Origin of the sequence: Opitutus sp. ER46 (assembly GCF_003054705.1) — a bacterium.
Taxonomy (GTDB): Bacteria; Verrucomicrobiota; Verrucomicrobiia; order Opitutales; family Opitutaceae; genus ER46.
Genome location: NZ_QAYX01000025.1, coordinates 809258 through 834022 on the forward strand (window position 1 = coordinate 809258; position 24765 = coordinate 834022).

At 67.6% G+C, this 24765-nt stretch carries 17 protein-coding genes; 11 read left to right on the forward strand and 6 right to left on the reverse strand.

Annotation, left to right across the window (positions count from 1 at the left end):
- The 5 genes from DB354_RS21545 to DB354_RS21565 are packed head-to-tail and all read left to right on the forward strand — an operon-like array spanning position 1 to position 4433.
- Entirely contained in the window at positions 1-1947 is a 1947-nt protein-coding gene (locus DB354_RS21545; protein ID WP_107837695.1) for an acyl-CoA dehydrogenase, read from the forward strand.
- Positions 1944-2474, forward strand: coding sequence for a DUF4442 domain-containing protein (locus DB354_RS21550; protein WP_107837696.1), 531 nt, complete (start codon positions 1944-1946; stop codon positions 2472-2474). The genes DB354_RS21545 and DB354_RS21550 overlap by 4 nt, the downstream gene beginning before the upstream one ends.
- A complete protein-coding gene (locus DB354_RS21555) occupies positions 2471-2683 on the forward strand; it encodes a hypothetical protein (protein WP_107837697.1) in 213 nt (70 codons plus the stop codon). Before DB354_RS21550 ends, DB354_RS21555 begins: the two co-directional genes overlap by 4 nt.
- Positions 2671-3549 (forward strand): SDR family oxidoreductase, encoded by an 879-nt coding sequence (locus DB354_RS21560; RefSeq protein WP_107837698.1) that lies wholly within the window; start codon positions 2671-2673, stop codon positions 3547-3549. Before DB354_RS21555 ends, DB354_RS21560 begins: the two co-directional genes overlap by 13 nt.
- Complete coding sequence (locus tag DB354_RS21565) at positions 3549-4433, forward strand: alpha/beta fold hydrolase (protein ID WP_107837699.1); 885 nt, start codon at positions 3549-3551, stop codon at positions 4431-4433. Before DB354_RS21560 ends, DB354_RS21565 begins: the two co-directional genes overlap by 1 nt.
- 157 nt (positions 4434-4590) lie before the next feature.
- Here the strand turns inward: DB354_RS21565 and DB354_RS21570 are convergent, their stop codons facing one another.
- From DB354_RS21570 to DB354_RS22860, 3 genes are all read right to left on the reverse strand, one after another.
- On the reverse strand, positions 4591-5838 hold the full coding sequence (locus tag DB354_RS21570) for a hypothetical protein (protein ID WP_146180365.1): 1248 nt from the start codon (positions 5836-5838) through the stop codon (positions 4591-4593).
- Between the two features lie 367 nt (positions 5839-6205).
- Positions 6206-7009 carry a hypothetical protein gene (locus DB354_RS21575; RefSeq protein ID WP_107837701.1) on the reverse strand — a complete coding sequence of 268 codons (804 nt, stop codon included), beginning with the start codon at positions 7007-7009 and terminating at the stop codon, positions 6206-6208.
- The gene (locus DB354_RS22860; protein WP_107837702.1) at positions 7006-8451 is read right to left on the reverse strand and encodes a sigma-70 family RNA polymerase sigma factor; all 1446 of its coding nucleotides are present in this window, start codon (positions 8449-8451) and stop codon (positions 7006-7008) included. Before DB354_RS22860 ends, DB354_RS21575 begins: the two co-directional genes overlap by 4 nt.
- A 217-nt stretch (positions 8452-8668) precedes the next feature.
- Between DB354_RS22860 and DB354_RS21585 the strand changes: the two genes are divergently transcribed.
- On the forward strand, positions 8669-9619 hold the full coding sequence (locus DB354_RS21585) for an alpha/beta fold hydrolase (RefSeq protein ID WP_199226903.1): 951 nt from the start codon (positions 8669-8671) through the stop codon (positions 9617-9619).
- A gap of 75 nt (positions 9620-9694) precedes the next feature.
- On the opposite strand, the gene aceA is transcribed toward DB354_RS21585, so the two are convergent.
- Together aceA and DB354_RS21595 are read right to left on the reverse strand one after the other, a co-directional pair.
- Positions 9695-10966 carry an isocitrate lyase gene (gene aceA, locus DB354_RS21590; RefSeq protein WP_107837703.1) on the reverse strand — a complete coding sequence of 424 codons (1272 nt, stop codon included), beginning with the start codon at positions 10964-10966 and terminating at the stop codon, positions 9695-9697.
- Between the two features lie 302 nt (positions 10967-11268).
- A complete protein-coding gene (locus tag DB354_RS21595; RefSeq protein WP_107837704.1) occupies positions 11269-12951 on the reverse strand; it encodes a malate synthase in 1683 nt (560 codons plus the stop codon).
- Positions 12952-13444: 493 nt separating this feature from the next.
- Between DB354_RS21595 and smc the strand changes: the two genes are divergently transcribed.
- Positions 13445-17443, forward strand: coding sequence for a chromosome segregation protein SMC (smc, locus tag DB354_RS21600; protein WP_107837705.1), 3999 nt, complete (start codon positions 13445-13447; stop codon positions 17441-17443).
- Positions 17444-17485: 42 nt separating this feature from the next.
- Here smc and DB354_RS21605 read toward each other — a convergent pair whose 3' ends face one another.
- A complete protein-coding gene (locus DB354_RS21605) occupies positions 17486-19669 on the reverse strand; it encodes an ATPase, T2SS/T4P/T4SS family (protein ID WP_107837706.1) in 2184 nt (727 codons plus the stop codon).
- 107 nt (positions 19670-19776) lie between these two features.
- Here DB354_RS21605 and DB354_RS21610 point away from each other — a divergent pair, with 107 nt between their 5' ends.
- The 4 genes from DB354_RS21610 to DB354_RS21625 all read left to right on the forward strand — a co-directional run bounded on the left by DB354_RS21610 (position 19777) and on the right by DB354_RS21625 (position 24756).
- Positions 19777-20223 (forward strand): YraN family protein, encoded by a 447-nt coding sequence (locus DB354_RS21610; RefSeq protein WP_107837791.1) that lies wholly within the window; start codon positions 19777-19779, stop codon positions 20221-20223.
- A gap of 103 nt (positions 20224-20326) precedes the next feature.
- Positions 20327-21868, forward strand: a complete 1542-nt coding sequence (zwf, locus tag DB354_RS21615; RefSeq protein ID WP_107837707.1) for a glucose-6-phosphate dehydrogenase — start codon at positions 20327-20329, stop codon at positions 21866-21868.
- A gap of 9 nt (positions 21869-21877) precedes the next feature.
- Positions 21878-22867 carry a glucose-6-phosphate dehydrogenase assembly protein OpcA gene (locus DB354_RS21620; protein WP_107837708.1) on the forward strand — a complete coding sequence of 330 codons (990 nt, stop codon included), beginning with the start codon at positions 21878-21880 and terminating at the stop codon, positions 22865-22867.
- A gap of 260 nt (positions 22868-23127) precedes the next feature.
- Positions 23128-24756, forward strand: coding sequence for a tetratricopeptide repeat protein (locus tag DB354_RS21625; protein ID WP_107837709.1), 1629 nt, complete (start codon positions 23128-23130; stop codon positions 24754-24756).
- Positions 24757-24765: the final 9 nt, after the last annotated feature.

Sequence of the window (24765 nt, forward strand, 5' to 3'; positions counted from 1 at the left end):
ATGTCCCGTTCCCCCGAGTATCCACCCCTGGCAGAAATCAGCTCCTTCGCCCCTGACGTCCTGCGCCGCTACCTCGACGGCAACCGGGCGGAGATGCGCGACCAGCTGCGGCAACTGCTCTCGCAGCCGGAGTTCGCACCGGTGACCACCGAAGAGTCGGTGGCGGACGCGCGCGAGCGGACGCTGCGCTGGTGTCGCACCCTCGCCCGCGCCGGCTACAGCGGCCTGTTCTTCCCGCCGGCGGCGGGAGGCAAGGGCGACCCCGAGGGCTTCTTCGCCGCGGGGGAAATCATGGCGTCGCACGACCTCAGCCTGTTCACGAAGTTCGGCGTACAGGTTGGGCTGTGGGGCGGATCGATCCTGCACCTCGGCACCGCGGCGCACCACGCCAAGTACCTGCCGCCGACGATCGCGCTGGAACTGCCCGGGTGCTTCGCGATGACCGAACTGGGACACGGCTCGAACGTGCGCGAGGTGGAGACGACCGCCACGTACGATGCGGCGACCCAGACCTTCACGATTCACAGTCCGAACTACGCGTCGGGGAAGAGCTACATCGGCAACGCGGCGCGGCATGGCCGGATCGCCACCGTGTTCGCCCAGCTGATCATCCACGGCGAGCGCCTGGGTGTGCACGCGTTTGTCGTGCCGATCCGTGATGCCTCGGGCCGGCCGCTGCCTGGGATCACGATCGAGGACAACGGGCTCAAGATGGGGCTCAACGGCGTGGACAACGGCAAGCTGTGGTTCGACCAGGTGCGGATTCCGCGCAGCGACATGCTCGACCGCTTTGCCCAGGTCGCGCCCGACGGCACGTACACCAGCGCGATCGAGAACGCTGGCGCGCGGTTCTTCGCCATGGTCGCGACGCTCGTCGGCGGACGCATCGCCGTGGGTAGCGCGGCGATGGCGGCGGCGAAGACCGGCCTCACGATCGCGGTGCGTTACGCGGCGCGGCGCCGGCAGTTTGGTCGTCCGGGCGAGCCGGAGATCCTGCTGCTCGATTATCCCACGCACCAGGCGCGGCTGCTGCCGCACCTGGCGGCGAGTTACGCGCTCTGGTTTGCCCGCGCCGACCTCGTGCAGCGTTATGCGCGCGGTGAGGGCGACGGCAGGACCGTCGAGACGATGGCGGCGGCCTTCAAGGCATGGGCAACGGATCACGCGACGACGACGCTGCAGCGGTGCCGCGAGGCGTGCGGCGCGGAGGGCTTCATGGCGTCGAGCCGGTTGCCCGGCCTGAAGTCCGACTCCGACATCTTCACGACCTTCGAAGGCGACAACACCGTGCTGCGTCAGCTCGCCGCGCGAAACCTCCTGGGCGAACTGCAGCAGGAGCTGAGGCGGCCGGGCGGCGCGGGCCGCATCGCGCGGGAGCAGGCGAAAAGCTGGCTGGGATGGCGCTCGCTGCCGGCACGCTGGTTCCGGCGTGGCAGCGTCACAGCGCTGGAGTGGCAGCGTTCGATTCTCGCGCAGCGGGCGCGGCTCAGCCTGCTCGAGCTGGGGCAGGCGATCCGCGCCGGCCGCAAGCGCGGGCAGGACACCGCGGCTGCCTTCCTGGATTGTCAGATTCAGGCCGTGCAGGCGGTGGACGCCTGGACCGAGGCGTTCCTGCACGAGCGCTTTGTCGCGGGGGTTCGAGCGTGTCCCGACGCGAAGGCGCGTGCGGTGCTGACCGATCTCTGCGTGCTGTTCGCGTTGGATCGGATCCAGGCGGCGGGCGCGTGGCTGACGGCGCGCGGCTTTGTGGGCGCGAGCCAGCTGGCGGCGATGCAGCGCGAGACCCTGCGGCTCTACCGGTCGATCCGCCGCGAGGCGGTGGGACTGGTCGACGCGTTCGGACTCACCCCGGAGATGATCGGCGCGGCAATCGCGCTCGAGAGCACGGCCGACGAGGCGCACGACGAGGAGGGGGCGCGGACGCTGTCGCACCTCGTGGTCCAATGAGCACCGCGGTTCGCCCTGCCACCTCGGAGTTCATCGCGTTCGCGCAGAGCTGGCGCTTCCGCCTCTACCTCCTGCGGATGTTGCCGAGCGCGTTCTTTGCCGGACTGCGCGTGCGCGCGATCAGCCCGACCGAGTGTGCGGTGAGCGTGCCGTTCCGGTGGTTTTCCCAGAATCCCTTTCGCTCGATCTATTTCGCGTGTCTGGCGATGGGCGGTGAGCTGGCGGCGGGGCTGCTGGCCATGGCGCATCTTCATCGGCTGCAGCCGTCGGTCTCGATGCTGGTGACGCATTGCGAGGCGGAGTTTGTGAAGAAGGCAACCGACGTCGCGGTGTTCACGTGCGCCGATGGCGACCTGCTGCGGAGCGCGATCGAAGAGTCGGTGCGCAGCGGCGAAGGCTGCACGGTGCCGGTGCGCTCGGTGGGCCGGAACGCCGCGGGCGAGATCGTGGCGCTGTTCACCATCACCTGGTCATTTCGGCCGCGGCAGCCCCGCGCGATGGCCCCGCTCGCGGAGGTGCAGTCATGAGCCCCGCGGATCTCGCCGGTGGCACCTGGCACAACCCGCCGCCGACCGGAGGCAAGGTGGTGGGCTGGCAGACCGTGCCGCGTTCCTGGCATGCCGACCGGGAAAAGGAGCGCGAGCGCGCTCGCGTCGAAGATCACCACCGCGGCCGCGTTGCCGGCCTCGGAGAGGCCGAGGCGGACGACGACTTTATCCCCCCATGTCCCATCTAGACCCCATGCTGCGCGATGGCGCGCTCGACGGCCGCACCATCCTCATCACCGGCGGCGGCACCGGCCTCGGCAAGGCGATGGCCGCGTACTTTCGCCAACTGGGCGCCCGCCTCATCATTGCCAGTCGCAAGCAGGAGGTGCTCGACGCGGCGGCGAAGGACCTCCAGGCGACGCCCGGCCCCGAGGTCGTGCCGCTGGCCTGCGACATCCGCGATGCCGACGCGGTGGAGCGGCTGTTCGACGACGCGATCGCGCGCTGCGGCCGGATCGATGCCGTGGTGAACAATGCCGCGGGCAATTTCGTGAGTCCGACCGAGCGGCTCTCGGCGCGCGCGTTCAACGCCGTGATCGGCATCGTGCTGCACGGCACGACGCACGTGACGCTGGCGGCGGGCAAGCGCTGGATCGCGGCGAAGCAGCCCGGCGTGTTTCTGAATATCGTGACGACGTACGCCTGGACGGGCTCCGCGTACGTAGTGCCCTCGGCGTGCGCGAAGGCGGGCGTGCTGGCACTGACGCGCTCGCTGGCGGTCGAGTGGGCAAAGTACGGGATCCGATCGAACGCGATCGCGCCTGGGCCGTTCCCGACCTCGGGCGCGTGGGACCGGCTGTTCCCGGAGAACATCCGGCGGACGCTCAATCCCCTTGCGCGGATCCCGTTGCGGCGGGTGGGGGAGCACCAGGAGCTGGCGAATCTCGCGGCGTATCTGGTCTCCGACTACTCGGCGTACGTGAACGGCGAGGTCGTCACCATCGACGGCGGCGAGTGGCTGCAAGGCGCAGGTGAGTTCAACGCGTTCTCGGCGGTGCCGGACGAACTCTGGGACGAGATCGAGCGTGTGACGCGGAAGGCGAAGTCCACCTGATGGTCCTCACGCGCGAATCCGAGGTGGTGGCGCCGGATGGCTATCCGGTGCCGACGACGCTCTTCCAGCCGCGCGGCGGGGGACGGGGGGCGATCGTGCTCGCGCCGGCGATGGCGGTGCCGCAGCGCTTCTACGCGCCGCTGGCGACCTGGCTGGCGGAGCGCGGGTGGGCGGTCGTGACCTTTGATTACCGTGGAGTCGGACGCTCGCGTCGCGGCTCCTTGCGGAAGCTGCGCACGAACGTGCTCGACTGGGCGAATCTCGACGCTGGCGCGGTGTTGGCGGCGGTGCGGCGCCGGCATGCGGGCGCGCCTGTCACGTGGATCGGGCACAGCCTCAGCGGTCAGATCGTGCCGTTCGTGCCGGGGGCGGAGACGCTGGACCGGGTGATCACGATCGGCTCGGGCAGCGGCTATTGGCGCGAGAATGCGAAGCCGCTGCGGCACTACGTGTGGGCGTTGTGGTATCTGGCGATGCCGGTGTCGGTCGCGTTGTGCGGCTACTATCCCGGGCGCGTGCTGCGGATGGTGGGCGACCTCCCGCGCGGCGTGGCGCGGCAATGGCGGCGGTGGTGTTTGCATCCTGAGTACGCGGTCGGCGTCGAGCCCGGCGCGCGGCACCGTTTCGCGGCGATGCGGGCGCCTGTGCACGCGCTGTCGTTCACGGATGATGAATTCATGTCGGAGCGGAACGTGGCGTCGCTGCACGGCTTTTATGTCAACGCGCGCGTGACGCGCCGCCGGCTGGATCCGCGCGAATTTGGGCTGAAGCGGATCGGCCACTTCGGTTTCTTCCGCGAGCAGCACCGCGAGACGCTGTGGCGGCACGAGTTGCTGCCGCTCCTCGGGCGGGACGCCGCGGTGAAATCGCGAGTCAGCGTGTGACGGAGGGGGGACGGCGGATTGGGAAGACCGCGAACGACGCGAAATCGACGCGAAAGCCCGAGGCGATCGGCGCAGCCTGGGCTTTCGACGCCCGCCGGCGTGATCCCTGCGTCTTCGCGCTCATTCGCGACGTTCGCGGTTCACCGTATTTGGCGGATCAGACGCGCGATGGAGCGGTGACCTGCGATGCTCCGCTCCGGTTGAGGCGGGGAGTGGCAGTCCCCCGCGCCAGGACCGTTTCGAGATATCTGAAGTTGAGAATCGCGAGCGGGATGAAGGCAGGTACGACGTTGCGGACCTCCCACATGAGGCTGATGAAGAGATTTGAGGCGATGGTGCCGAGGACGACGGTCACGCAGGTCGCGCGGAAGGCGGCGTCGATGTGCCGCCAGCCCGCGACGGCGCCAGGGAGCAGGGCGCCGATCGTGACGGCGTACATGGGCCACCAGATGCCGCGGGCACCCCAGTTGCCGAAGACCTGACGGGCGCCAGTGCCGCTGATCGAGGTATACGCGACGGGAATCGGGCCCTGAATGTAACGCCGAACGGCGACGGTGAGTGCGAGGCCGGCGGCCAGGTAGATGAACCCGAGCAGGAACGACCGTCGCCAATTGCCGTGGAAGCACCGGCAGGGCGCCAGGAGGTTGATCGATTCCTTGGCCAGGATGCCGGCGAAGAAGGCGGCGAAGAAACCGGGCTCGTGGCGTCTGGCGAGGAAGAACAGCCCGGCGACGAGGCTGAAGTGGGCGAGGGGATCGGTGAACTGGCCATTGTATCTCAAGATGGTGACCGGATAGAGCATCGCGACGACGAGCATCGGCCCGAAGGACCAGACGACGGACAAATACACTCGCGCATACCGGAGGATCATCGCGAACAAGGCGGTATTGGCGCCGAACCGGAACACATGGATGCTCCACTCGCGGTCGCCGGTGAGCCAGAAGTTGAACGAAACGATGCAGTCGGGAAGGAAGCGGAAGACGTGCGGTGCGCACCAGCGCTCGAGTCCCATGATGGCGTTGTGGAGATTCCACTGCCATTCGGCGTTGGTGTGGAAGTTGGGGTCGAAGTTGGCGCGGTCGACGATCCAGGTGTGGAGCACCTCCGCATAGGCCGCGCAGAAGAGACTCGCGGCGACGGTGACGCCCAGGACCGACCAGCGATCCTTCAACCCGCGCAGCACGCCCATCGCCACCGCCGGGACGGAGAGCGCGAGGGCGCAGCGGGCGATGGACCGGGCGGAGTCGCTCCAGGGAAGCGGGACGGCGAAATAGCTCCGCCAATGCAGTTGCACTGCGCAAAACGCGAAGGTGAGGAGCACGGCACCCAGCGCGAAGCACCAGGCGGCGGGAGTAGGCCGCGGACGAGGCGGCGAGTCGATGGGGAGCGTGGGCGCAGAGGACATCGCGGTCGCACTGGCAATGACCACGCAGAGCGTCGAACCCGCTATCGTCGATGCGGCCACGCCGCGGCGGCTGTGAACGTGAGGGCGACACGGACAGAGCGCCAAGCCGCTCAACCTCCACCGGCCCGGGGCAACGAGACGCCGGCGACGGTGCAGAAAGTGTCACGTATTGCGTGACACTTTTCGGCGCCATCGCTCGTGCGACGCGGCGGCAGTGTCACGTAATACGTGACACTCACGCGCGCGGCTGTTGTCGCCGGATCGTTGATACGGCATCTCGGCGCCCCACGGTCTTGGCGCACGGGACAAGTGCCGCGGGGTAACGGGCCCGTTGGTGCGCACTGCCCGAGACTGATCTTCTGGCCACCTACGGTTTCGAACTTGCAGGCGGGGTCGCGGGGCGAGTGGGGCCGAGGAGGCGTTGGGCGATCTTCTTGGCGGCGGAGGCGTGCTCCACCCAGACCTTCCAGCCGTCCGCGGTCTGCACCAGTGGAAGGTCGAAGCTCTTGCCCCCAAGGTGGCTGATTTCCAGCACCACGTTCTTGGGACCGACCGTAATCTGGGTGAGGACCTGGACCGCGGCGATGTTGGTCACGGCGTCGGCAACGAAGAGCGCGGCGAGCGACTCCGGGGTGGGGTACTGCTCGCGCGTCGCGGCGGGCAGGGTGGCAATCAGGTTTTCCAGGCGTTCCCGGGCGGGCCCGGAAACCGAGATCATCCGTTCGAGCGAGGTGTCGGCGTGCTGGCCTGACCACACCAACGTCTCCAGCGCGTTGAGCGGAGTGGAGAGGCCCACGTTGCCGCAGTTCGCGACGAGCACCGGGCCGGCGGTGAAGTCACGGTTGGCCCGCAGCCGCAGCGTGCGCGCCTGGTCGTGCTCGCGCTTCGCGGCCGCCTGGGTCTCGGCGTCCGCCTCAAGCCTGGCTACCTGCAGTCGGGCGGACGTGATCTCGTGCTCGAGTTCTGCGTCGGCGCGGCGGCGGTCGATCGCCGCGGTGGCCAGGTATTGTTTCCAGTGCGCGTTGTCGACGCTCACGCTGGCCGTCGCCGCATCCGTTGCCCGCCGCTCGGCCAACGCGTGCGTGAGCCGCGCGTTCGCGCGCTGTAGGTGCAAGTGGGCAAAGGCACAGCCGGCGACGACCACGAGGGTGAGGAGGAGGGCCGCTTTCATGAATCACCCGGCTTCCGGGGCTTGAGTCCGCCGGTGGTGGGATCGATGCGCGGGAGGATGACCTGCAGGGCCTTCGCGGTCGCGGTCGGCGAGATGATCCAGCGTTCCCCGCGGCGCTCGAACTCGGCGATGTTGGCCATTTCCTTCCCGTCGCCGGTGCGCTGCCAGATGCGGACGCGTCGGGTGGCCGGGCCGTCGGCGAGCACCGAGTCCAGGACCTGGATCCGCTCGGCCCACGCAACGTGCTTGGGCCGCGAGCCGTCGACCCAGACGTGGGCGACGAGGCCCTGCGGCGATTTGAAGCGGGTGCGAATCTCGGGTGGGGCGGAGTCGAAGAGCGCCTGGGCTTGGGCGAGGGCGTCGCCCTCGAGCACGAAGTTCTGGGCGAACAGCTCCCAGTCGCCGGTGGTGACCGCCCAGAGCATCGTCTCGAAAGTGGCTTCGGCGGTGGCGGTGCCGGCGTTGGTGGGCGGACGCATGGCGGAGTCCAGCACGCCGGCGGGCCGGGCCTGCAAGGTGGCGGCGCGGGCTTGCAGTTGGCGCAGCTCGGCGACGCGCGTCTGATCCGGTGAGGTGAGTTTCGTCACCTGCTCGGAGAGCGCGGCAGCCTCGTGGCGCACGCTGGCGGAGAGCTGCTCGCGGTCGGCCAACTCGGCGGAGGCCCCGCGGAATTTGTGCCACTCCCAGAGGGTGGGCGCGAGGGCGCCGGCGATCACCAGGGCAGTCGCGGCGAGGGTGAGTTTGTTCATGGCGAAGAGTCCGAGCAGGCTGCCGCCGAGCGTGCCGCCCGCGGTGGTGGCGGCGGCGGCGAGGGCGGCCTGCGTCATGGTGGTGGCGAGGCCGGCGGGCGCGGCCGTGGCTTCGAGTGTGAGCACGGCGGCGAGGGCGGAGGTGGTGGACGTGACCCCGCGACGACTGAGAGCGACGTGCAGCCGGTCGAGCGCGCGGTTGACGCGCATGCGGGCGGCGTTTTCCGACGTGCCGAGCTGTGCGGCGACGACGGCGAGCGGGCGGTTTTCGAAATAGCGGAGCAGCACGGCTTCGCGGTCGGCGGCGTTTAGGGCGTCCATGGCCGCGTCGAGGGCGGGCCGTAGCTGTTCCCAGGCGACGGCGGGAAGCCCCGGCGGTTCGGACGCATGCATCTGGTAGGCGATCGTTTCGCGCCGGAGCCGGCGACGTTCCGTGCGCAGGAGGTTGAGCGAGGCGTGCTTGGTGGCGGTGTACAGCCAGCCGGCCAGCGACGGGTGGCGGGCGAGGGTGGCGGCTTGGCGGGCGACGGACGTGAAGACCTGCTGGGCGGCGTCTTGCGCGAGGGTGTCATCGCCGGTGCGACGACGGGCAGCGGCATACACGAGGCCGACGTGACGCGAAACAAACTCCGCGAAGGCGGGCTCGGAGTGTTGCTCGGCGTAACAGCGGAGGAGTTCGGTATCGTCGCGCATGCGGTGACACTATCCCAAGCACCGCCGGCGCCGAAACCGCACAAGCCAACCCTGCAGGAGCAGGGCGTAGCGAATGGGGCGCCTCGGCGATGCCCGGTTGGTGATGTCGATTGTGGCACCGAAGGCAACCGCGGGGGGAGGAATAGGCCAGTTGCGAACTGAGGGAAAGAGGTGAATCGGTGTCGCGTGATCGTCGGAGAGGCAGGAGGCAGCGGGTATGCACACACCAGAAGTTCAACGCCATCGCCTTTCGGGCGGGAACGAGATGGCTTGCGTCGCGGCGGGTGACTCGGCCCATCCGGCCGTGCTCTTGTTGCATGGGTTTCCGAGTTCCGCGCGCACGTTTCGTGACGTGATCCCGCGATTGGCGGAGACCGCATTCGTGATTGCGCCGGATCTGCCCGGATTTGGCGCGTCGGAGGTGGCGCCGGAGGTTTCGTTCCCGGCGTATGGGCGCGCGGTGCTGGAGTTGCTGGACCGACTGGACGTGGGACCGCGCTTCATTTACCTGCACGATTTTGGCGCGCCGGTGGGCCTTTACGTTGCGATGCAGGCGCCGGAGTTGGTGCGAGGTCTGATTATCCAGAATGCCAACGCCCACCGCGAAGGGCTCGGGCCGCAATGGGCGGCGACGCAGCGGTTCTGGGCGGAGCCGACGCCGGAGCATGAGGCCGCGGCGACAGCGCATCTCACCTACGAAGGCACGCGCGACCAGTACGTCGCGGGATTGCCGGGGGAGGTGGCAGCGCGGATCTCGCCGGCAAATTGGAACGAGGATTGGCGCGTCATGAACCTGCCGGGCCAGATGCAGACGCAGCGGGCGCTCGTGGGTGATTACGGACGCTACGTCGCGCGCTTCGACGCGGTCCGCGACTACCTCGCGCGGATACGGCCGCCGGGGTTGCTGCTCTGGGGCAGACATGATGCGTTCTTCGAGCTGGCGGAGATCGTGGATGCGGGACCTGCCGAGAATGGAGGCGCACGTGTTCGATGCCGGGCACTTCCTGCTGGAGACCCACGCGACCCTCGCGGCCGATCTCATCGGCGAGTTCGTGCGGCGCCATGCGAGATGAGCCGCCACGCGGGAACAGGACCTGCCCAATGTCACGTATTACGTGACACTCGCGGACGCCGGAACTGTCGCCACAGTTTTAATACATTGCCCTGAGGCAGGCGGCGGTTTTCGCGTCCGCGAATACGGCGGGCTCCGCCCTGGCGGGCAGCGCCAGGGCGGAGTGACGGATCAAACGTGGAACTGGGCTTCCTCGGTGGAGCCGACGAGGGCGAGGGTCGACGACTCGCCGCCGGAGACGACGGTGCTGATTTCGTCGAAGTAGCCGGTGCCGACCTCGCGCTGGTGCTTCACGGCGGTGAAACCGCGGGAGACGGCGGCGAACTCGCGCTGCTGGAGGTCGACGAACGCGCTCATGTGCGACGACGCGTAGCCATGGGCCAGGTCGAACATCGAGTAGTTCAGCGCGTGGAAGCCCGCGAGGGTGATGAACTGGAACTTGTAGCCCATCGCGCCGAGTTCGCGCTGGAACTTGGCGATCGTCGCGTCGTCGAGGTGCTTCCGCCAGTTGAACGACGGCGAGCAATTGTACGCCAGAAGCTTGCCCGGGAACTCGGCGTGCACGCCCTCGGCGAAGCGGCGGGCTTCGTCGAGATCGGGGGTGGAGGTCTCGCACCAGAGCATGTCGGCGTACGGCGCGTACGCGAGGGCGCGGGCGATCGCGAGGTCGATGCCCTCGCGCATCCGGAAGAAGCCCTCGGGCGTGCGCTCGCCGGTGAGGAACGGCTGGTCGCGCGGGTCGACGTCGCTGGTGAGCAGTTTCGCGCCGAGCGCGTCGGTGCGGGCGACGAGGATCGTCGGCACGTTGCAGATATCGGCCGCGAGGCGGGCGGCGTTGAGCGTGCGGATGAAGTGCGCGGTCGGGATGAGCACCTTGCCGCCCATGTGGCCGCACTTCTTCTCGGACGACAGCTGGTCCTCGAAATGCACGCCGGCGGCACCGGCGGCGATCATGGCCTTCATGATTTCGAAGGCGTTGAGCGGGCCGCCGAAGCCGGCCTCGGCGTCGGCCACGATGGGCGCGAGCCAGTGGGTCTTGTCGCTGCCTTCGGAGTGGCAGATCTGGTCGGCGCGCAGGAGCGCCTGGTTGATGCGCTGGACGACGTTGGGGACGCTGTTGGCGGGGTAGAGACTCTGGTCGGGGTACATGCTTCCCGCGAGGTTGGCGTCGGCGGCGACCTGCCAGCCGGAGAGGTAGATGGCCTTCAGGCCGGCCTTGACCTGCTGCATGGCCTGGTTGCCGGTGAGCGCGCCGAGGGCGTTGACGAACGGCTCGGTGTGCAGGAGTTGCCAGAGGCGAGCGGCGCCGTGTTCGGCGAGGCTGTGGCGGATGTCGACCGTGCCGCGCAGGCGAACGACGTCACGGGGCGTATAGGTCCGGCGAATACCGGCCCATCGCGGGTTGGTGCTCCACTGAAGGAGGAGGTCTGATGCATTGTCCATGGGTGTGGGGGAGTGAGGGGGTGGGGGCGGCGCTGGCGCGCCGGTTGTAGGTGGAAAGTTACAGGTTCGAAGGTTCCAGGTGGGAAGGTTGGGGGCGGAATCGTTCTCGTTCTCGAGATCGGCGGCGTGTGGGCTGCGACTCCCGGCTCGGGAGTCTTTCTCTTACTCTTAATCTTTCTCTTACTCTCATTCCTCGCCGCGGACGCCGCCGCTGGGCGGCGACGGCGGATGCGGATCGGGGGAGTAAGAGAAAGAGGAAGAGTAAGAGAAAGAGGGCTGGCGGTGGGGCGCCGCCGGCGGGATCACTCCACCGGGTCCGACGCTTGGCGGAAATAGTCGCGGAGCTTCGGCTCGAGGAAGGTCGCCCTGGCGTCGGCGGCGGCCTGGCGGAACGAGGCGAGGGTCGACGCGAGCAGCGCGGGTTGGCCGCCGCCGATGTCGGCGGTGATTTCCTCGACGATGCGGGCGAGTTCCTCGTCGAAGACCTGCTCGACGAGCGCGGGCGTGACCTTGCGGCCGTCGGCGAGGGTGACGCCGTGATGCAGCCACTGCCACGTCTGGGCGCGAGAGATCTCGTAGGTGGCGAGGTCTTCCATGAGGCCATCCCACGAGACGCAGGCGATGTCGTTGTTCCAGCCCTGCTGGTAGGCGATGCCGACGCGGACGTTGGTGCGGAGGCCGTCGATGCTGCGGGGCTCTTCGCCGCGCGGGAGGATGTCGGGGTAGCGACTGACCTCCGGGAGCATGCGGTCGAGCTGGTGCTCGGCTTTGAACTCCGCGAGGGCGTACGTGATGAAGTACGGGTGCGAGACCCAGCAGCCGTCGTGGCCGATGGAGAACTCGTGGCCCTTGTCGGCGGTGACCTTGGCGGTCTGGCGCTGGCGCAACTCGGGCGTCTTGCCGGGGGTGAAGGCCGACATGCCGCCGATGGCATAGGCGCCGCGCTCGTGGCAGATCTTGATCAGCCGCTTGGCGTAGGCGTCCATCCAGGGCTTCTGCATGGTGATGGTCGCGCGGTCGGCCATGATGCGGTCGGGGTGGTTCTTGAGCACCTTGATGTCGGAGAAAATCTTGTCCCAGCGGCCGACGTTGAGCGCGGCGGCGTGTTCGCGGAATTCGAAGAGGATCTCCTCAATCTGAAAGGCGGCGGGGAGCGTCTCGATAAGGAACGTGGCGCGCAGCGTGCCGCGCGGGAGGCCGACGGCTTCCTGGACGGCCACGAAGAGGTCGTTCCACCAACGGGCCTCGAGGGCGTGCTCGGTCTTGGGGATGTAGTAAGTGGGAGTCTTGCCCTGGCGGACGAGGGTCTGGGCGGTGTGGAAGAACGTGGTGGCGAGGTCGAACAAGCCGCCGGAGACGGGCTGGCCATCGATGATCACGTTGGACTCATCGAGGTGCAGGCCGCGGGTGCGGACCATGACGACGGGCATGTCGTCGGGCGTGAGCCGGTAGGTCTTTTCCGGGGTGGAGAAGGTGAGCGTGCCGTCGACGGCGCCGATGACGTTGTGGATGCCGTTGATGACATTGCGCCAGCTCGGCTTCATCGAGTCCTCGAAGTCGAGCATGGCGGTGTCGGCGCGGACGCCGTCGGCGTTCCGGCTGAGCATATTGATCACCATCTTGGCGCTGCTGACCGGGCCGGTGATCTCGACACGGCGGACGCGCAGGTCGGCGGGGATGGGCGCGACGTCCCAATCGCCGTGGGCGGCCTCGGAGTTGTGGTTTTCGAAGTCGGGCAAGGCGCCGGCGTCCACGGCGGCCTGGCGGGGGACACGGGCGGCGAGGAGTTCGCGGCGGCGCTCATTGAAGCGCCGGTGGAGAGACGCGATCAGTTCGATGACCGGCGGGGTAAGAACGGCGGTGGAGGTGTCGTTCCAGGCGGCGACTGGGACGGAGACGCCGGGGGCGAGTTCGCGCAAAGGGGGGCGAGGCGACAGGGCCGGCTCGATCCGGTCTGGAGTCTGAACGGCGGTGGGTGTGTTCATGGGTGTGGGTGGGGAAACTGAGCGCCGGGGCGGGCGGGGGGCGGGGCTGTCCGCCAGGTCGCGAAATACCGCCGGCGACAGGGAGAATTAGCGGACGGAGGAAACGAACGGGAAAAGCGAAGCACGTCCGGTGGGCTGGGGAGCGTCGGAGGGGGCGCGCGCGACAAAGGGTGACGGGGGTGGCATCACGGCGCGGGGAACAGACCGAGTTGTAGCGAATAGTCAACACGACATCGCAAATTCGCCAGCAGCGAAAAATAGCTGAATGGTGTAAGTCGCGTTCGAAGAGCCGACTGCGTGCCTGTAGGAAGTCTACGTATGCGTATTGCCGAATTTTCCGGACGGTCGATTCGCCCAACCGGCCGAGCTGAAGCGGGATGGGTGTCGGGGTTTTCATGACGCGCCGGACGGTGAATGCCCTGTGAACAACGTTTCCGGTTTTTCCATTGCGGGGTGGGGGCGACGCCCTTCAATGGCCCCTCTTTCTCGCTGCATGTATCTAAAGGCGCTCAAGCTTCATGGTTTTAAATCGTTCGCGGACCCCTCGACGCTGCGCTTTGAGCCAGGTGTAACAGCCATCGTCGGCCCGAACGGGTGCGGCAAATCCAACATCGCTGATTCTATCCGTTGGGTGCTGGGCGAACAGAGTGCCAAAGCGTTGCGCGGTGGTAAGATGCAGGACGTCATCTTCGAGGGCGCCGACACGCGCAAGCCGGCGCAAATGTGCGAGGTTTCGCTGTTGCTGACCGAGTGCGAGAAGCAGCTGGGAAGCGAGTTTCACGAGATTGAGATCACGCGCCGGGTCCACCGCGACGGCCAGAGCGAGTATTTCTTCAACGGCCAGGCCTGCCGCCTGAAGGACATTCAGAAGCTGTTCATGGATACCGGCATCGGCCGGACCAGTTACTCGATCATGGCGCAGGGCCAAATCGACCAGATTCTTTCCTCAAAGCCGGAGGAACGCCGTGCGGTGTTCGAAGAAGCTGCCGGCATCACCAAGTACAAGGCGCAGCGCCGCGAGGCGCTGCAGAAGCTGGCGCTCACCGACCAGAATCTGGCGCGCGTGGCGGATGTGATCGGCGAGGTCTCGCGTCAGATCGGCTCGTTGCGGCGTCAGGCCGCGAAAGCGATGCGCTACAAGCGCCTCAACCACCGCCTGCGTCACCTGGCGCTGGGGTGGAGCGGTTATCATCACGCGCAGCTGACGGCGACCCTCGGTGAACTCGAGGCGAAGGTGGCGACGCTGCGGGCCGATGCCGATGCGCGGCGCTCGAATTTTGAGAACCAGCAGTCCTCGCTGGATGAGAAGAAGGCGCATCGCAGCCGGCTGAATCAGCGGGTGCAGGATGCACAGCAGGCGGTGTTTGACGTCCGCTCGCAGAAGGAAGCCGCGGAGAACGCCGGCAACCTTGCGCACATCCGGCGCGCGGGCCTCGAGGATCGACTCGCCTCGTCGCGGGCGAACCTTGGCGAGCTGGAGATGCAGCTTCGCGAAGTCACCGCGCAGGTGGACACGGGCGCGCAGGACAAGCAGCTGCAGCTTGAGCTGCTCGGCGGCAGCGACGCGGTCTTCCAGCAGCGCAACCGCGAGCTGGCGATCGTCGAGGGCGAACTCACGAAGCTCGAACAGGAGCTCAACCAGTCGAAGTTCCAGCTGCTCCAGTTGGAGAGCACGGTGGCGCGCCTGCGCACGGATTGCTCGAGCTACGAAGTTGACCAGAAGACCAGCGCGCACCGGCACGAGTCGCTCGCGCAGGAGTTGGAAGGCCTCCGCCAGCAGCTGTCGGCCGCCGAGCAGCTGTCCGCGGAGACCGACGCGCGCGCCGAAGCGGCGCTGGCCGAGAAGTCCCGGGCGAACAATGAGGTGATCGTGGCGCAGCAGACGATCACGGACCTCACGAAGGAGTTTCGCGAAGGGCAGCGGAAGCTGTCCGAGATCGACCGCGCGCTGGCCCAGCGCACGGCGCGGCTGCGGCTGCTGCAGCAATTGCAGGAGAAGTGGGAAGGCTTCGGCGAAGGCGCCAAGGCGGTGCTGCAGGGCCGGCTCGATGCGGCGCTGGCGGGCACGCCCGTGGCTCCGATTACGCAGGGCCTCGCGGTGAAGCCGGAGTTCGGCAAGGCGGTCGAGGCGATCCTCGGCGCCGCGGCCGAAGCGATCAGTGTCAGCGACCTGGATACCGCGCGCCGGATCCTGGCCCAGCTGGAGAACGAGCAGATCGGCTCGGCCGTGCTGCGCGTGGGCGATCTCGGCGGCCACGGCATGGCGCCGGCGGAACTGCCGGCGGGACTCGTGCCCGCGGGGCAGGCGCTGGCGGATCCGACGCTGCCGCATCCGGCGATGGGCGTGTTGTCCGAGTGCTACATCGCGGACGACCTCAACGCTTTTCTGGAGTTTTGGAAGGCCAACCCGGCGTTCCCGTTCCTGGCGGTGGTCACCCGGCGCGGCGACCTCGTCGACCGCCGCGGTCTGATCTACGGCGGCTTTCACAGCAGCAAGCGCTCGGCGAACAGCATTCTCCAGCGTGAGATCGACCTCCGCGAAACGGCAAAGGCGCTGGCCGACGAGCAGAAGCAGCACGACGACCAGAAGCTGGTTATCGATGCCCTTTCGGCCCGGCTCAACGAGGCGGAGCAGGCAGTCGAGCAGCGCCGCGCTGACGTGCTGGCGGCCACGCAGACCCTCGCCTCGGTGCAGAGCGAGCAGCGCAACGCCCAGAAGAACGTCGAAGATGCCGGCAACCGGCTGCGCCGGATGGAAAACGAAATCGTCGGCGCGGAGCAGGCCCGCAACGAGGCCCAGGCGCGCTGGCAGAAGGCGCAGACGGGGCTGAATGAAGCCGACGCCACCGCGACCGCGCAGCGCGAAAAGATTCACGCCCTCGAGATCCGACTGAACGAGATCCGCACTGACCGGGACGTGAAGCGCGACACCCTCGGGCAGGCGCGCCTGGAACTCGCGGAACGTCGCCAGAAGGTCGAAGTGCTCGACCGCGGCCTCGGCGAGATGGAGCGGCGCCGGCAGCAGTTGAGCGAACTGCTCGTCCAGCGGCAGCACGAGATCGAGACATGGACCGAGCAGATCACCGGGCTCGAGCAGGAGACCGAAGGCCAACGTTCGCGCGCCGCGCAACTGGCCGAGACGCTCGTCGTTTCCCAGGAGCAAGTGGAGAAGATCCGTGCCGAGCTCGTCGAGGTGGAGCGCGAGATCAACGGGCTGGAGTCGGCCCAGGTGGCGGTCCGCGACGAGGCGGATGCCGCGCACGACGTGTTGAGCACCCACGAGGTGAAGCTGGCGGAGAACCGCCAGCGCGCGCAGTTCATCGCCGAGGAGGTCACCCGCGAGTTCCAGCTGGATATCGCGACGATCGACTGGAAGCAGCAGATCTGGCGTTCCGAGGACGAGCCCGAGGGCATGAAGCCGCTCGATCTCGACGAGGACGACGACGATGCCGAGCCCGCGGCGAAGCAGCCCGAGCCGGTCGAGTCCAAGCCGGAGGCCACGCCGGACGCGGTCGCGGCGGATGCGGCCAATGGTGAAACCGTGACGCAGGCGGCGGCGCCGGCGAAGCGCCGGAAGAAGAAGAAGGAAGCCCGCGGAGAGCCGACGGAGGCCGATCTGGCCGCACTCGAGCAGACCGACTGGGCGACGGTGAAGGGCGAGATCGACGCCCTGCGCCAGCGCCTGAACAGCATGGGCGCGGTGAACCTCGTGGCCATCGAGGAGTACGCCGAGCTGAAGCAGCGCCACGACTTCCTGCAGAACCAGGTGAACGACCTCACGACGGCGAAGGCCGAGCTGGTGAAGGCGATCGACGAGATCAACCAGTCGTCGCAGAAGCAGTTCGAGCTCACATTCGAGCAGATCCGGAAGAACTTCGAATACACGTTCAACACGCTGTTCGGCGGTGGCGTCGCGCGGCTGGAGCTGATCCAGACCGAGGACATCCTGGAGAGCGGCATCGAGATCGTGGCGCAGCCGCCGGGAACGAAGCTGAAGAGCATCACGCTGCTGTCGGGCGGTCAGAAGACCCTCACCGCGGTCGCGCTGCTGTTCGCGCTCTACATGGTGAAGCCGTCGCCGTTCTGCTTACTCGACGAACTGGACGCGCCGCTCGACGAGTCGAACATCGGCCGGTTCACGGACCTGTTGAAGAAGTTCGTGAACGAGTCGCAGTTCATCATCATCACGCACAACAAGCGCACGGTCTCGGCCGCGAAGGCGATCTACGGCGTGACGATGGAGGAGCGCGGCGTGTCGAAGACCGTCTCGATGAAGTTCAACGCCGAGCACGGCGAAGCCGAGGCGCAGCCGGTGAACATCGCCGAGTCCGTGCGCGGTGCGAAGCTGCCCAAGGCCATGACCAACACGACCATCGCGGCGCCCGCGAAGCCCAGCGAACCGCTGGTCACGATCACCGAGCCCGCCGCGCCGGCCCCGGCCGAGGCGGCCGTTAGCGCGCCCGACGCCGCTTCCTCCGCGCCGGCCGAGTAAGGCCGACGCCTTCTGCGATCGTCGCGCCGCGACGACCGCAGTTCAGAGGATCAGGTCCGGCGGCACGTTGGCCAGGGCCTCTTCCATCGTGGTGATGCCCATCTTCACCTTGAGCATGGAGTCCTGGTGGAGCGTCTTCATGCCGTTGCGCATGGCGATGCGCTTCAACTCGGCGACCTCGATCTCCTTGTTGATGCCCTCGGTGAGCTGCTCGCTGTTGGTCATCAACTCATGGATGCCGACGCGGCCCTTGTACCCGGTGCCGCCGCAGGTGGGGCAGCCCTGGGGGTTGGCCTTGAAGACCTGTCCGCTCCAGCCGATCGCCTTCTGCAGGATTTCCTTTTCGCGGCCCTCGGGTTCGTAGGGCATCTTGCAGTTCTTGCAGACGCGGCGGAGGAGGCGCTGGGCGCAGACGCAGACCAGCGACGCGGAAATGTTGAAAGGCTCGATGCCCATCTCGACGAGGCGCGTGACGGTGGACGGCGCGTCGTTGGTATGGAGCGTGGAGACGAGCAGGTGGCCGGTGAGGGCGGCCTCGACGGCGATGCCGGCGGTCTCCTCATCGCGGATTTCGCCAACGAGGATGATGTCGGGGTCCATGCGCAGGTAGCACCGCAGGGCGCGGGCGAACGTGAGCCCGATCTGCCGGTTCATCTGCATCTGGTTGATGCCCCCGAGCGTGTACTCGATCGGGTCCTCAGCGGTCTGGATGTTGACGTCGGGCGTGTTCACTTCCCCCAACGCCGAGTAGAGGGTCATCGACTTGCCCGAGCCGGTGGGGCCGCAGTGCAGGATCATGCCATACGGCTGGCGGATGCATTCGCGGTACTTGGCGAGGTTCTCCTCGGAAAAGCCGAGGGCGGGGAGCGGCAGCGTGCTCTTCTGCTTGTCGAGGATGCGCATCACGACCTTCTCGCCGTGGCTCATCGGGCCGGTGGCGACGCGGAGGTCGATATCGATGTTTTTCTTCGTGTACTTCTTGAAAACGATACGGCCGTCCTGCGGCAACCGGCGCTCGGAGATGTCCAGGTTGCACATGATCTTGAGCCGGGTGGTGAGCGAGTTTGTCACCTGCTTCGGCAGCCGGATCTTCTCCTGGCAGAGGCCGTCGATGCGGTACCGCACGAGCAGCTCCTTCTCCATCGGCTCGATGTGAATGTCGGATGCGCCGGAGATGTAGGCGTCCTCGATGATACGGTTGGCGAGCTGGACGATCGGGGCTGACTCCTCGTTTTCGAGGTCGGCGGCGGAGACCTCAGTGTGGTCGGCGTTGTAGGCGTTGCTGATCACCTCGGCGACCGAGCCGATGTCGACCTCGTCGCCGCCGGCGGCGGCCGGGCCCTTGGCGTCCTTGAAGAATTTCTTGAGCAGCGTCTCGAAGAACGTGGCGGAGACGACGCTGACCTCGTCGATGGCGAGCTCGGTGGCCTGGCTGAACGACTCGCGCTTCGCGTAATCGAGCGGGTTGGTCATCAGCACGGCGACCGTGTTGGGCGAGAGGCGCTTGTGGGGCAGGATGCCCTCGCGGCGGATGACGGCGTCGCCGACGACCTCGATCAACTTATCATCGAACTCGACCTGCTCGGCCTTGGTGACAAGCGGAAGCTCGGTGAGCTTGGCGACAAAGCGGGCGGTGTCCTCGGCGTTGGGGACGAACTTTGGGTCCACCATGCGGTGGATGAGGGCGGAGGAGTACTCGGCGACCTCCTGGAGCAGGGCGAGGTCCTTCTCGGTGAAGTCGCCGTCGGTGCCGGCGGAGAGCTCCTTGTTGAGCACCTGGATCGCGCCGAGGGTGATGTTGGTCTTGAGCGGGACCGTGAGCATCGAACGCACCTCGAACCCGGTGGTGCGCGCCATGGAGGACATGAGCTCCTGGCTGTCGGAGCGGCGGAAGAAGAGCGGCTCGCCCGACTGGATGACGCGGCCGACGATGCCCTTGCCGATGGGGACCTTGAGCGTGAGGAGCTTGGCGGCGGTCTCCTGAAAGCGTTTCTCGAGCGCGGCGTCCTTGGCCCACAGGGTGGGCGAGTAGTAGACCTGCTTGAAGACGATGTCATTCCCCTCGACGAGGTAGAACGTCATCGACTGCGCCTGAAGGGCTTCGACGACTTTCGAGGCCGTGAGCTCGATGACCGATGCCACGTCCTCCCGGCTGGGAGCTGGCTTGGAGATGACCTTGATGAGCAGGGAGCGCCGCAGCGTTCCGGCGATGTTGGATGAAGCCATGAGCGAGGCCGTTCGGGGTACCTGCGGGATTGTCACGGAGCCGGAAGGGTGCCGCAATGCCGAAAGCGGCGCGCACCGGCTGGATACGCGGCGGGCGCGGCCGCCTCATGCTGCGAGAACTTTGGCAACGCCTGCGCCAGTGGCTTGCGCGTCCGAATACGGGCGCGTGGGCGGAGCGTCTCGCGGCGGACTGGCTGCAGCGCGAACGCGGTTTTGCGATCGTGGCGCGCAACTGGCGGAACCCGCGCGATCGCCGGGAGGAGCTGGACCTCGTCTGTCGCGACGGGGACGTGCTGGTTTTCGTCGAGGTCAAGGCGCGCTCCGAGCGGGCGCGCGTTTCCGGCTACTACGCGGTCAACGCGCGCAAGAAGCGGGTGCTGGCCCGGGCGGCGAAGTCGTACCTGCGCCGGTTGCGGCCGGCGCCGCCGTTCTTCCGCTTCGACGTCGTGGAGGTCACGATCCCGGTGCCGGCGGCGGACGGCACGCGGGGCGAGCCGGAGATCCGGCATTTCGACCGCGTGCCGCTGTTTGGAAAGGACTACCGCTGGTGGTAGCCGCGATGACGCAGGGCAGGGTGATCGGCGTCATGAGGTTGCAGCGCACGGGAACGGCATTTCCCTTGCACCTCCGTCTTTCCGTCAAAACGTCATACCCGCCATGGCCGACTCCGACCGACATCCGTTCCTCCAAGGGCTGAGCAATCACCGCGGCGCCCCGCCGACGGTGGTGGTGATTTTCGGCGCGTCGGGCGATCTGACGGCGCGCAAGCTGATTCCGGCCGTGTACAACCTGGCGTGCGACAACCTGCTGCCGGCGGACTTCTTCCTGGTGGGCTACGGCCGCACGCCGATGCCGCACGACGCCTTTCGCAAGCTCGCGGCCGACGCGATTCGCGAGTTCTCGCGCCGCGAACTGGATGACGCGGAGTGGGAGCGCGTCGCGCGGCATACCAGCTACGTGGCGGGTGGCTACGACGACCCGGAGGCGTTTGGCCGGCTGGCGACGCACATCGACGACCTCGAGAAGCAGCTCGGCCGGGGCATGCAGGCGCTGTTCTACGTGTCCACGCCGCCCTCGGTCTTTGCCCCGATCGTGCGCGGACTCGGCGCCAGCGGGCTCGCCGCGCGGCACGCCAACGATCCCCTGCACTCGAAGGTGATCATCGAGAAACCCTTTGGCCGGGACCTCGCCTCCGCGGAGGCGCTGAACCAGACGGTGCAATCGGTCTTTTCCGAGCGGCAGGTGTACCGGATCGACCACTATCTCGGGAAGGAGACGGTGCAGGACCTCCTCGTCCAGCGCTTCGCCAACGCGATCTTTGAGCCGCTCTGGAACCGCAATTTCATCCGCAGCGTGCAGATCACTGTGGCCGAGGAGGTCGGCGTGGGCACGCGCGGCGGCTACTACGAGCAGGCGGGCGCGCTGCGCGATATGATCCAGAATCACACGATGCAGCTCGTCGCGCTCACCGCGATGGAGCCGCCGGTGTCGCTCGAGGCCGAGGCGATCCGCGACGAGAAGGTAAAGCTCCTCCGCGCCATCCAGCCGCTGGAGCTGGGGCCGGGCGGCGACGTGGCCCGGGCGCAGTACGCGACCGGGATGATTGGGGGCCGGCCGGTGCCGGGCTATCTCGAGGAGCACGGCATCGCGGCGGACTCGAAGACGGAGACGTACGCGGCGATCCGGCTCAGCATCAACAACTGGCGCTGGCAGGGCGTGCCGTTCTACCTGCGGTCGGGCAAGCGCATGGCGCGTCGCGTGAGCGAGATCGCGATCAACTTCAAGCGCCCGCCCGGCACGTTGTTCAACGACGACGACGGCCGGTTCGACCTCGCCGCGAACACGCTCTCGTTCCAGATCCAGCCGGATGAAGGCATGAGCCTCGTGCTCAACACGAAGATCCCGGGGTTGGAGACGCGGACGCAGCCGGTGAAGATGAATTTCCGGTACGCCACGACCTTCGGCTCGAATACGCCGGAGGCGTACGAGCGGCTGGTGCTCGATGCGATGATCGGGGACGGCACGCTGTTCATTCGCGGCGACGAGGCGCTGGCGTCCTGGCGGCTCTACACGCCGGTCCTCGAGGCCTGGGCCAAGGCGGGACGCGAAGGCATGGGCACGTATGCCGCCGGCTCCTGGGGGCCGAAGTGCGCCGACGAGATGCTCGCCGCGCAGGGCGACGCCTGGAGACAACCCTGAACGCGCGCCATGTCTGCGATCTTTGATGCCTTGCCTGGAATCGAGGTACCGGTCGGCGAGATCAACCGCCGCCTCGATGCAATGTGGGTCGACACGGCGGCGCGGGGCGAAGCGGCCCCGACGGCGGACGATGCCAAGGCCACGCAGGTGAACTTCGTGCTGCACCTCGGCTTTCAGACCACGCCCGAGGACGCCGTGCGGCAGTTCCAGACCGTGGTGCGGTTTGCGCAGCGCTACCCGAGCCGGATCGTGGTGCTTTGCCCGCTGGTGAACGAGACGCCGGACCGCCTGGAGATGCGGGCCAAGATCTATGGCGAGTGCTTCCTGGGCCGCTCGAAGAGCGACAAGCGGTGCGTGGAATTCGTGTTGCTGAGCTACCCCCGGACGGCCCGGCAGTATCTGGAGGATCAGGTCTCGATCTGCCTCTCGGTGGACCTGCCGCTCTATTACTGGGCGCACCGGTTCTCGCAGAGCGGAAAGCTGGCGGATTACCAGTACCTGCTGCGGCGGGCGCGGCGCGTGATGATCGACAGCGCCACGGCGCCGGAAGACGCGCTGACGTATCCCTGGCCTCGCCCCGAGGCGCTGCGCGACCTGGCGTTGGCGCGAATTTTGCCCGTGCGGCAATCGCTCGGCCAGTTCCTGGCCTCATATCCGCCGGCGCTGCTGGGCAAGGGACTGCGTCAGGTGGCAGTGACGCACAGCGCGGGCTTGGTGGCGGAAGCGCGCGCTCTGAGCCGCTGGCTTCGCGAACGTCTGGCGGATGGCTGCCGCGGAGAGGCGGCGACGTTCACGCTTTCGGACGACGCCGACGACGGCCCGCGGCTGGCGGTTCGCTTCGCGTATGACGACCCCGCGCAGGCGTTTGCCTGGCAGGGGGACCTGACGACGCGGCATGCAAAATTCGAGGCGAGCTTCGGAGGCGGAAAAACCGTCCTGCCGGCCATGGTGAGCCTGCTCGAGCCGGAAGCGGCGTTAAGCGAAGCGATGTTCTTCTGAGTGACGGCAGCCTACGCCGGGGGAGAACTACCCACCTCGGCTGGGAGAAAAGGCGCAGAAATTTAGGGGAATCACCGACTACGGTGAGCCCGGCGGCGGCCGATATAAACAGCGTAAAGACAATCTCTTTCGCTGTGCGGCGCCTACCTTCGCGCCGTCGCGGCCCATAACTTCGGCAAGGTCCCATGGCTGGCTACGTACACCGCCCCGATCTTTCCTACCTGGCATACTTGCAGGCAGGCGGGCGGGGCGTTGCCCCAATGCCGAACCGCCAGATTCAGGACCTGTTGGGCGGACTGCCGACCGTGGCGCGCCCAGAGGCGCTGGCGGCCGTGCCCGTAGCGGGAAAATCCGCCACCGCCCAGCCCGAGCGCCCGCGGCAGCTCGATGTCAGCTTCGAGTGGGGTCGCAGTGAGGAACTGCTCGATTGTGGCGCGCTGGCGGATCCGCTCGACCGGTTGAAGGCGGCGGCGCAGCCGGTCACGGCGAAACTCACGGCGGCAACCCGTTTCGACGTCGCGCGCGATGCGGTGAAGCAGCAGCGATACGCCCAGGCGTTTCAACAGGTGCAGGGCATTCTCCAGCCGGTCGATGCCGGGGTGGAGTCGGGCGAGGCGGACTTCCGCCCCTTCTTCCTGGCCGGGGTGCTGCGGCTGGGCAGCTTCTTCAATCGGGATCCCGAACTCGTGGACCTGGCGAAAGCCGAGGACGCGTTCATGCAGGCGGCGCGACGTGCCACGCGCGAGAACACCTTCGAGGCGGCGCTCGCGTGGCTGGCCGCGGGCTGGAGCTGCTACGCGGCGGGCCGGTTCGAAGCCGCGCAGGTACACACGCGCGCCGCGCTGGCCCTGCAGCCGACGATGGCGGAAGGACATTTCCAGATGGCGAAGATCCTGTGTCACCTGGAACGCATCGACGAAGCGCGACCCGTGGTGGAGCGTGCGATTGAGATCGATCCTGCGTACGCCATGAAGGCGTCGGCCGACGGAGACTTCACCGCGTACCAGGAGGTCCTGGTGGAATGCACCGAGTCGGTGAAGTTGCACGCGCGGCGGCGGGCCAAGACGGCGTTGCAGCGGGTGGCGGATCAGAATGCCGCGCTCGGGCTCGACCGCGAAAGCCCGGACCTGGAGGAGTCGGTCGCCAACGCGATCGCGCAGTCGGCTGCGCTGGCCGAACTCGCGAACCAGACGTTCGCGGACGATACGGTGCATGGTTACCGCCGGGCCGAGGCCAACGCGGACGAGGCGGCGGGCCTGATTGCGGCGCTCATCAGTCGTTTCCAAAAATCGCGGCTGACCGCGGCCGACATGATCGATTCAACCCGGCGCGAATGTGAGCGGGTGCAGCAACTGCAGGTCGGCGGTTACCGCCTGGTCGACTTCGCCTCCTCGGAGATTGCGACGGCAACGTCGCTCCTGAACGAGGCCCAGGCCAACTGCGCCAAGCAGAGCCTCAACGCGTTCGCGCTGGCGGAGTCGCAGGCCGCGCGCGCGCGCGCGACGCTGAACGCCGCGATGGATCGGTTTCGCGTGCGGGCGCTGGCCCGGGTGTCGGCGGAGAGTGCGGATGTCGCACGCACGCTCGCGCAACCGGCGCGGTCGCGGCCGCGGGGCGACGAGATCAAAACCTGTTCGCTCGTGGCGGTGCTCATCGGCGTGTGTCCCAGCGGCTGCATCGTGGGCGCCGGGACGGGGACGTCGCTGACCGGCGCGGCCGTCGTCGAATTCATCGTGTGGGTCGTGGCGCTCGCGCTCGCCGGCGCCCTGGTCGGCGCGTTTGCGTCCCCGCTGTGCGAGCCGGAGAGCAGCGCGCACCGGCAACAACTCAAGCTGCGCCAGCGTGCGCTCGAGGAGAGCCTCGCGCAGCTCCGGGCTTTCTCGCACTAGCAGCACCCT

Excerpts from the sequence above, each read along its gene's own strand:
- DB354_RS21545 (WP_107837695.1), top strand. The coding sequence starts at position 1 with ATGTCCCGTTCCCCCGAGTATCCACCCCTGGCAGAAATCAGCTCCTTC.
- DB354_RS21550 (WP_107837696.1), top strand. The coding sequence starts at position 1,944 with ATGAGCACCGCGGTTCGCCCTGCCACCTCGGAGTTCATCGCGTTCGCG.
- DB354_RS21555 (WP_107837697.1), top strand. The coding sequence starts at position 2,471 with ATGAGCCCCGCGGATCTCGCCGGTGGCACCTGGCACAACCCGCCGCCG.
- DB354_RS21560 (WP_107837698.1), top strand. The coding sequence starts at position 2,671 with ATGTCCCATCTAGACCCCATGCTGCGCGATGGCGCGCTCGACGGCCGC.
- DB354_RS21565 (WP_107837699.1), top strand. The coding sequence starts at position 3,549 with ATGGTCCTCACGCGCGAATCCGAGGTGGTGGCGCCGGATGGCTATCCG.
- DB354_RS21570 (WP_146180365.1), bottom strand. The coding sequence starts at position 5,838 with ATGTCCTCTGCGCCCACGCTCCCCATCGACTCGCCGCCTCGTCCGCGG.
- DB354_RS21575 (WP_107837701.1), bottom strand. The coding sequence starts at position 7,009 with ATGAAAGCGGCCCTCCTCCTCACCCTCGTGGTCGTCGCCGGCTGTGCC.
- DB354_RS22860 (WP_107837702.1), bottom strand. The coding sequence starts at position 8,451 with ATGCGCGACGATACCGAACTCCTCCGCTGTTACGCCGAGCAACACTCC.
- DB354_RS21585 (WP_199226903.1), top strand. The coding sequence starts at position 8,669 with ATGCACACACCAGAAGTTCAACGCCATCGCCTTTCGGGCGGGAACGAG.
- aceA (WP_107837703.1), bottom strand. The coding sequence starts at position 10,966 with ATGGACAATGCATCAGACCTCCTCCTTCAGTGGAGCACCAACCCGCGA.
- DB354_RS21595 (WP_107837704.1), bottom strand. The coding sequence starts at position 12,951 with ATGAACACACCCACCGCCGTTCAGACTCCAGACCGGATCGAGCCGGCC.
- smc (WP_107837705.1), top strand. The coding sequence starts at position 13,445 with ATGTATCTAAAGGCGCTCAAGCTTCATGGTTTTAAATCGTTCGCGGAC.
- DB354_RS21605 (WP_107837706.1), bottom strand. The coding sequence starts at position 19,669 with ATGGCTTCATCCAACATCGCCGGAACGCTGCGGCGCTCCCTGCTCATC.
- DB354_RS21610 (WP_107837791.1), top strand. The coding sequence starts at position 19,777 with ATGCTGCGAGAACTTTGGCAACGCCTGCGCCAGTGGCTTGCGCGTCCG.
- zwf (WP_107837707.1), top strand. The coding sequence starts at position 20,327 with ATGGCCGACTCCGACCGACATCCGTTCCTCCAAGGGCTGAGCAATCAC.
- DB354_RS21620 (WP_107837708.1), top strand. The coding sequence starts at position 21,878 with ATGTCTGCGATCTTTGATGCCTTGCCTGGAATCGAGGTACCGGTCGGC.
- DB354_RS21625 (WP_107837709.1), top strand. The coding sequence starts at position 23,128 with ATGCCGAACCGCCAGATTCAGGACCTGTTGGGCGGACTGCCGACCGTG.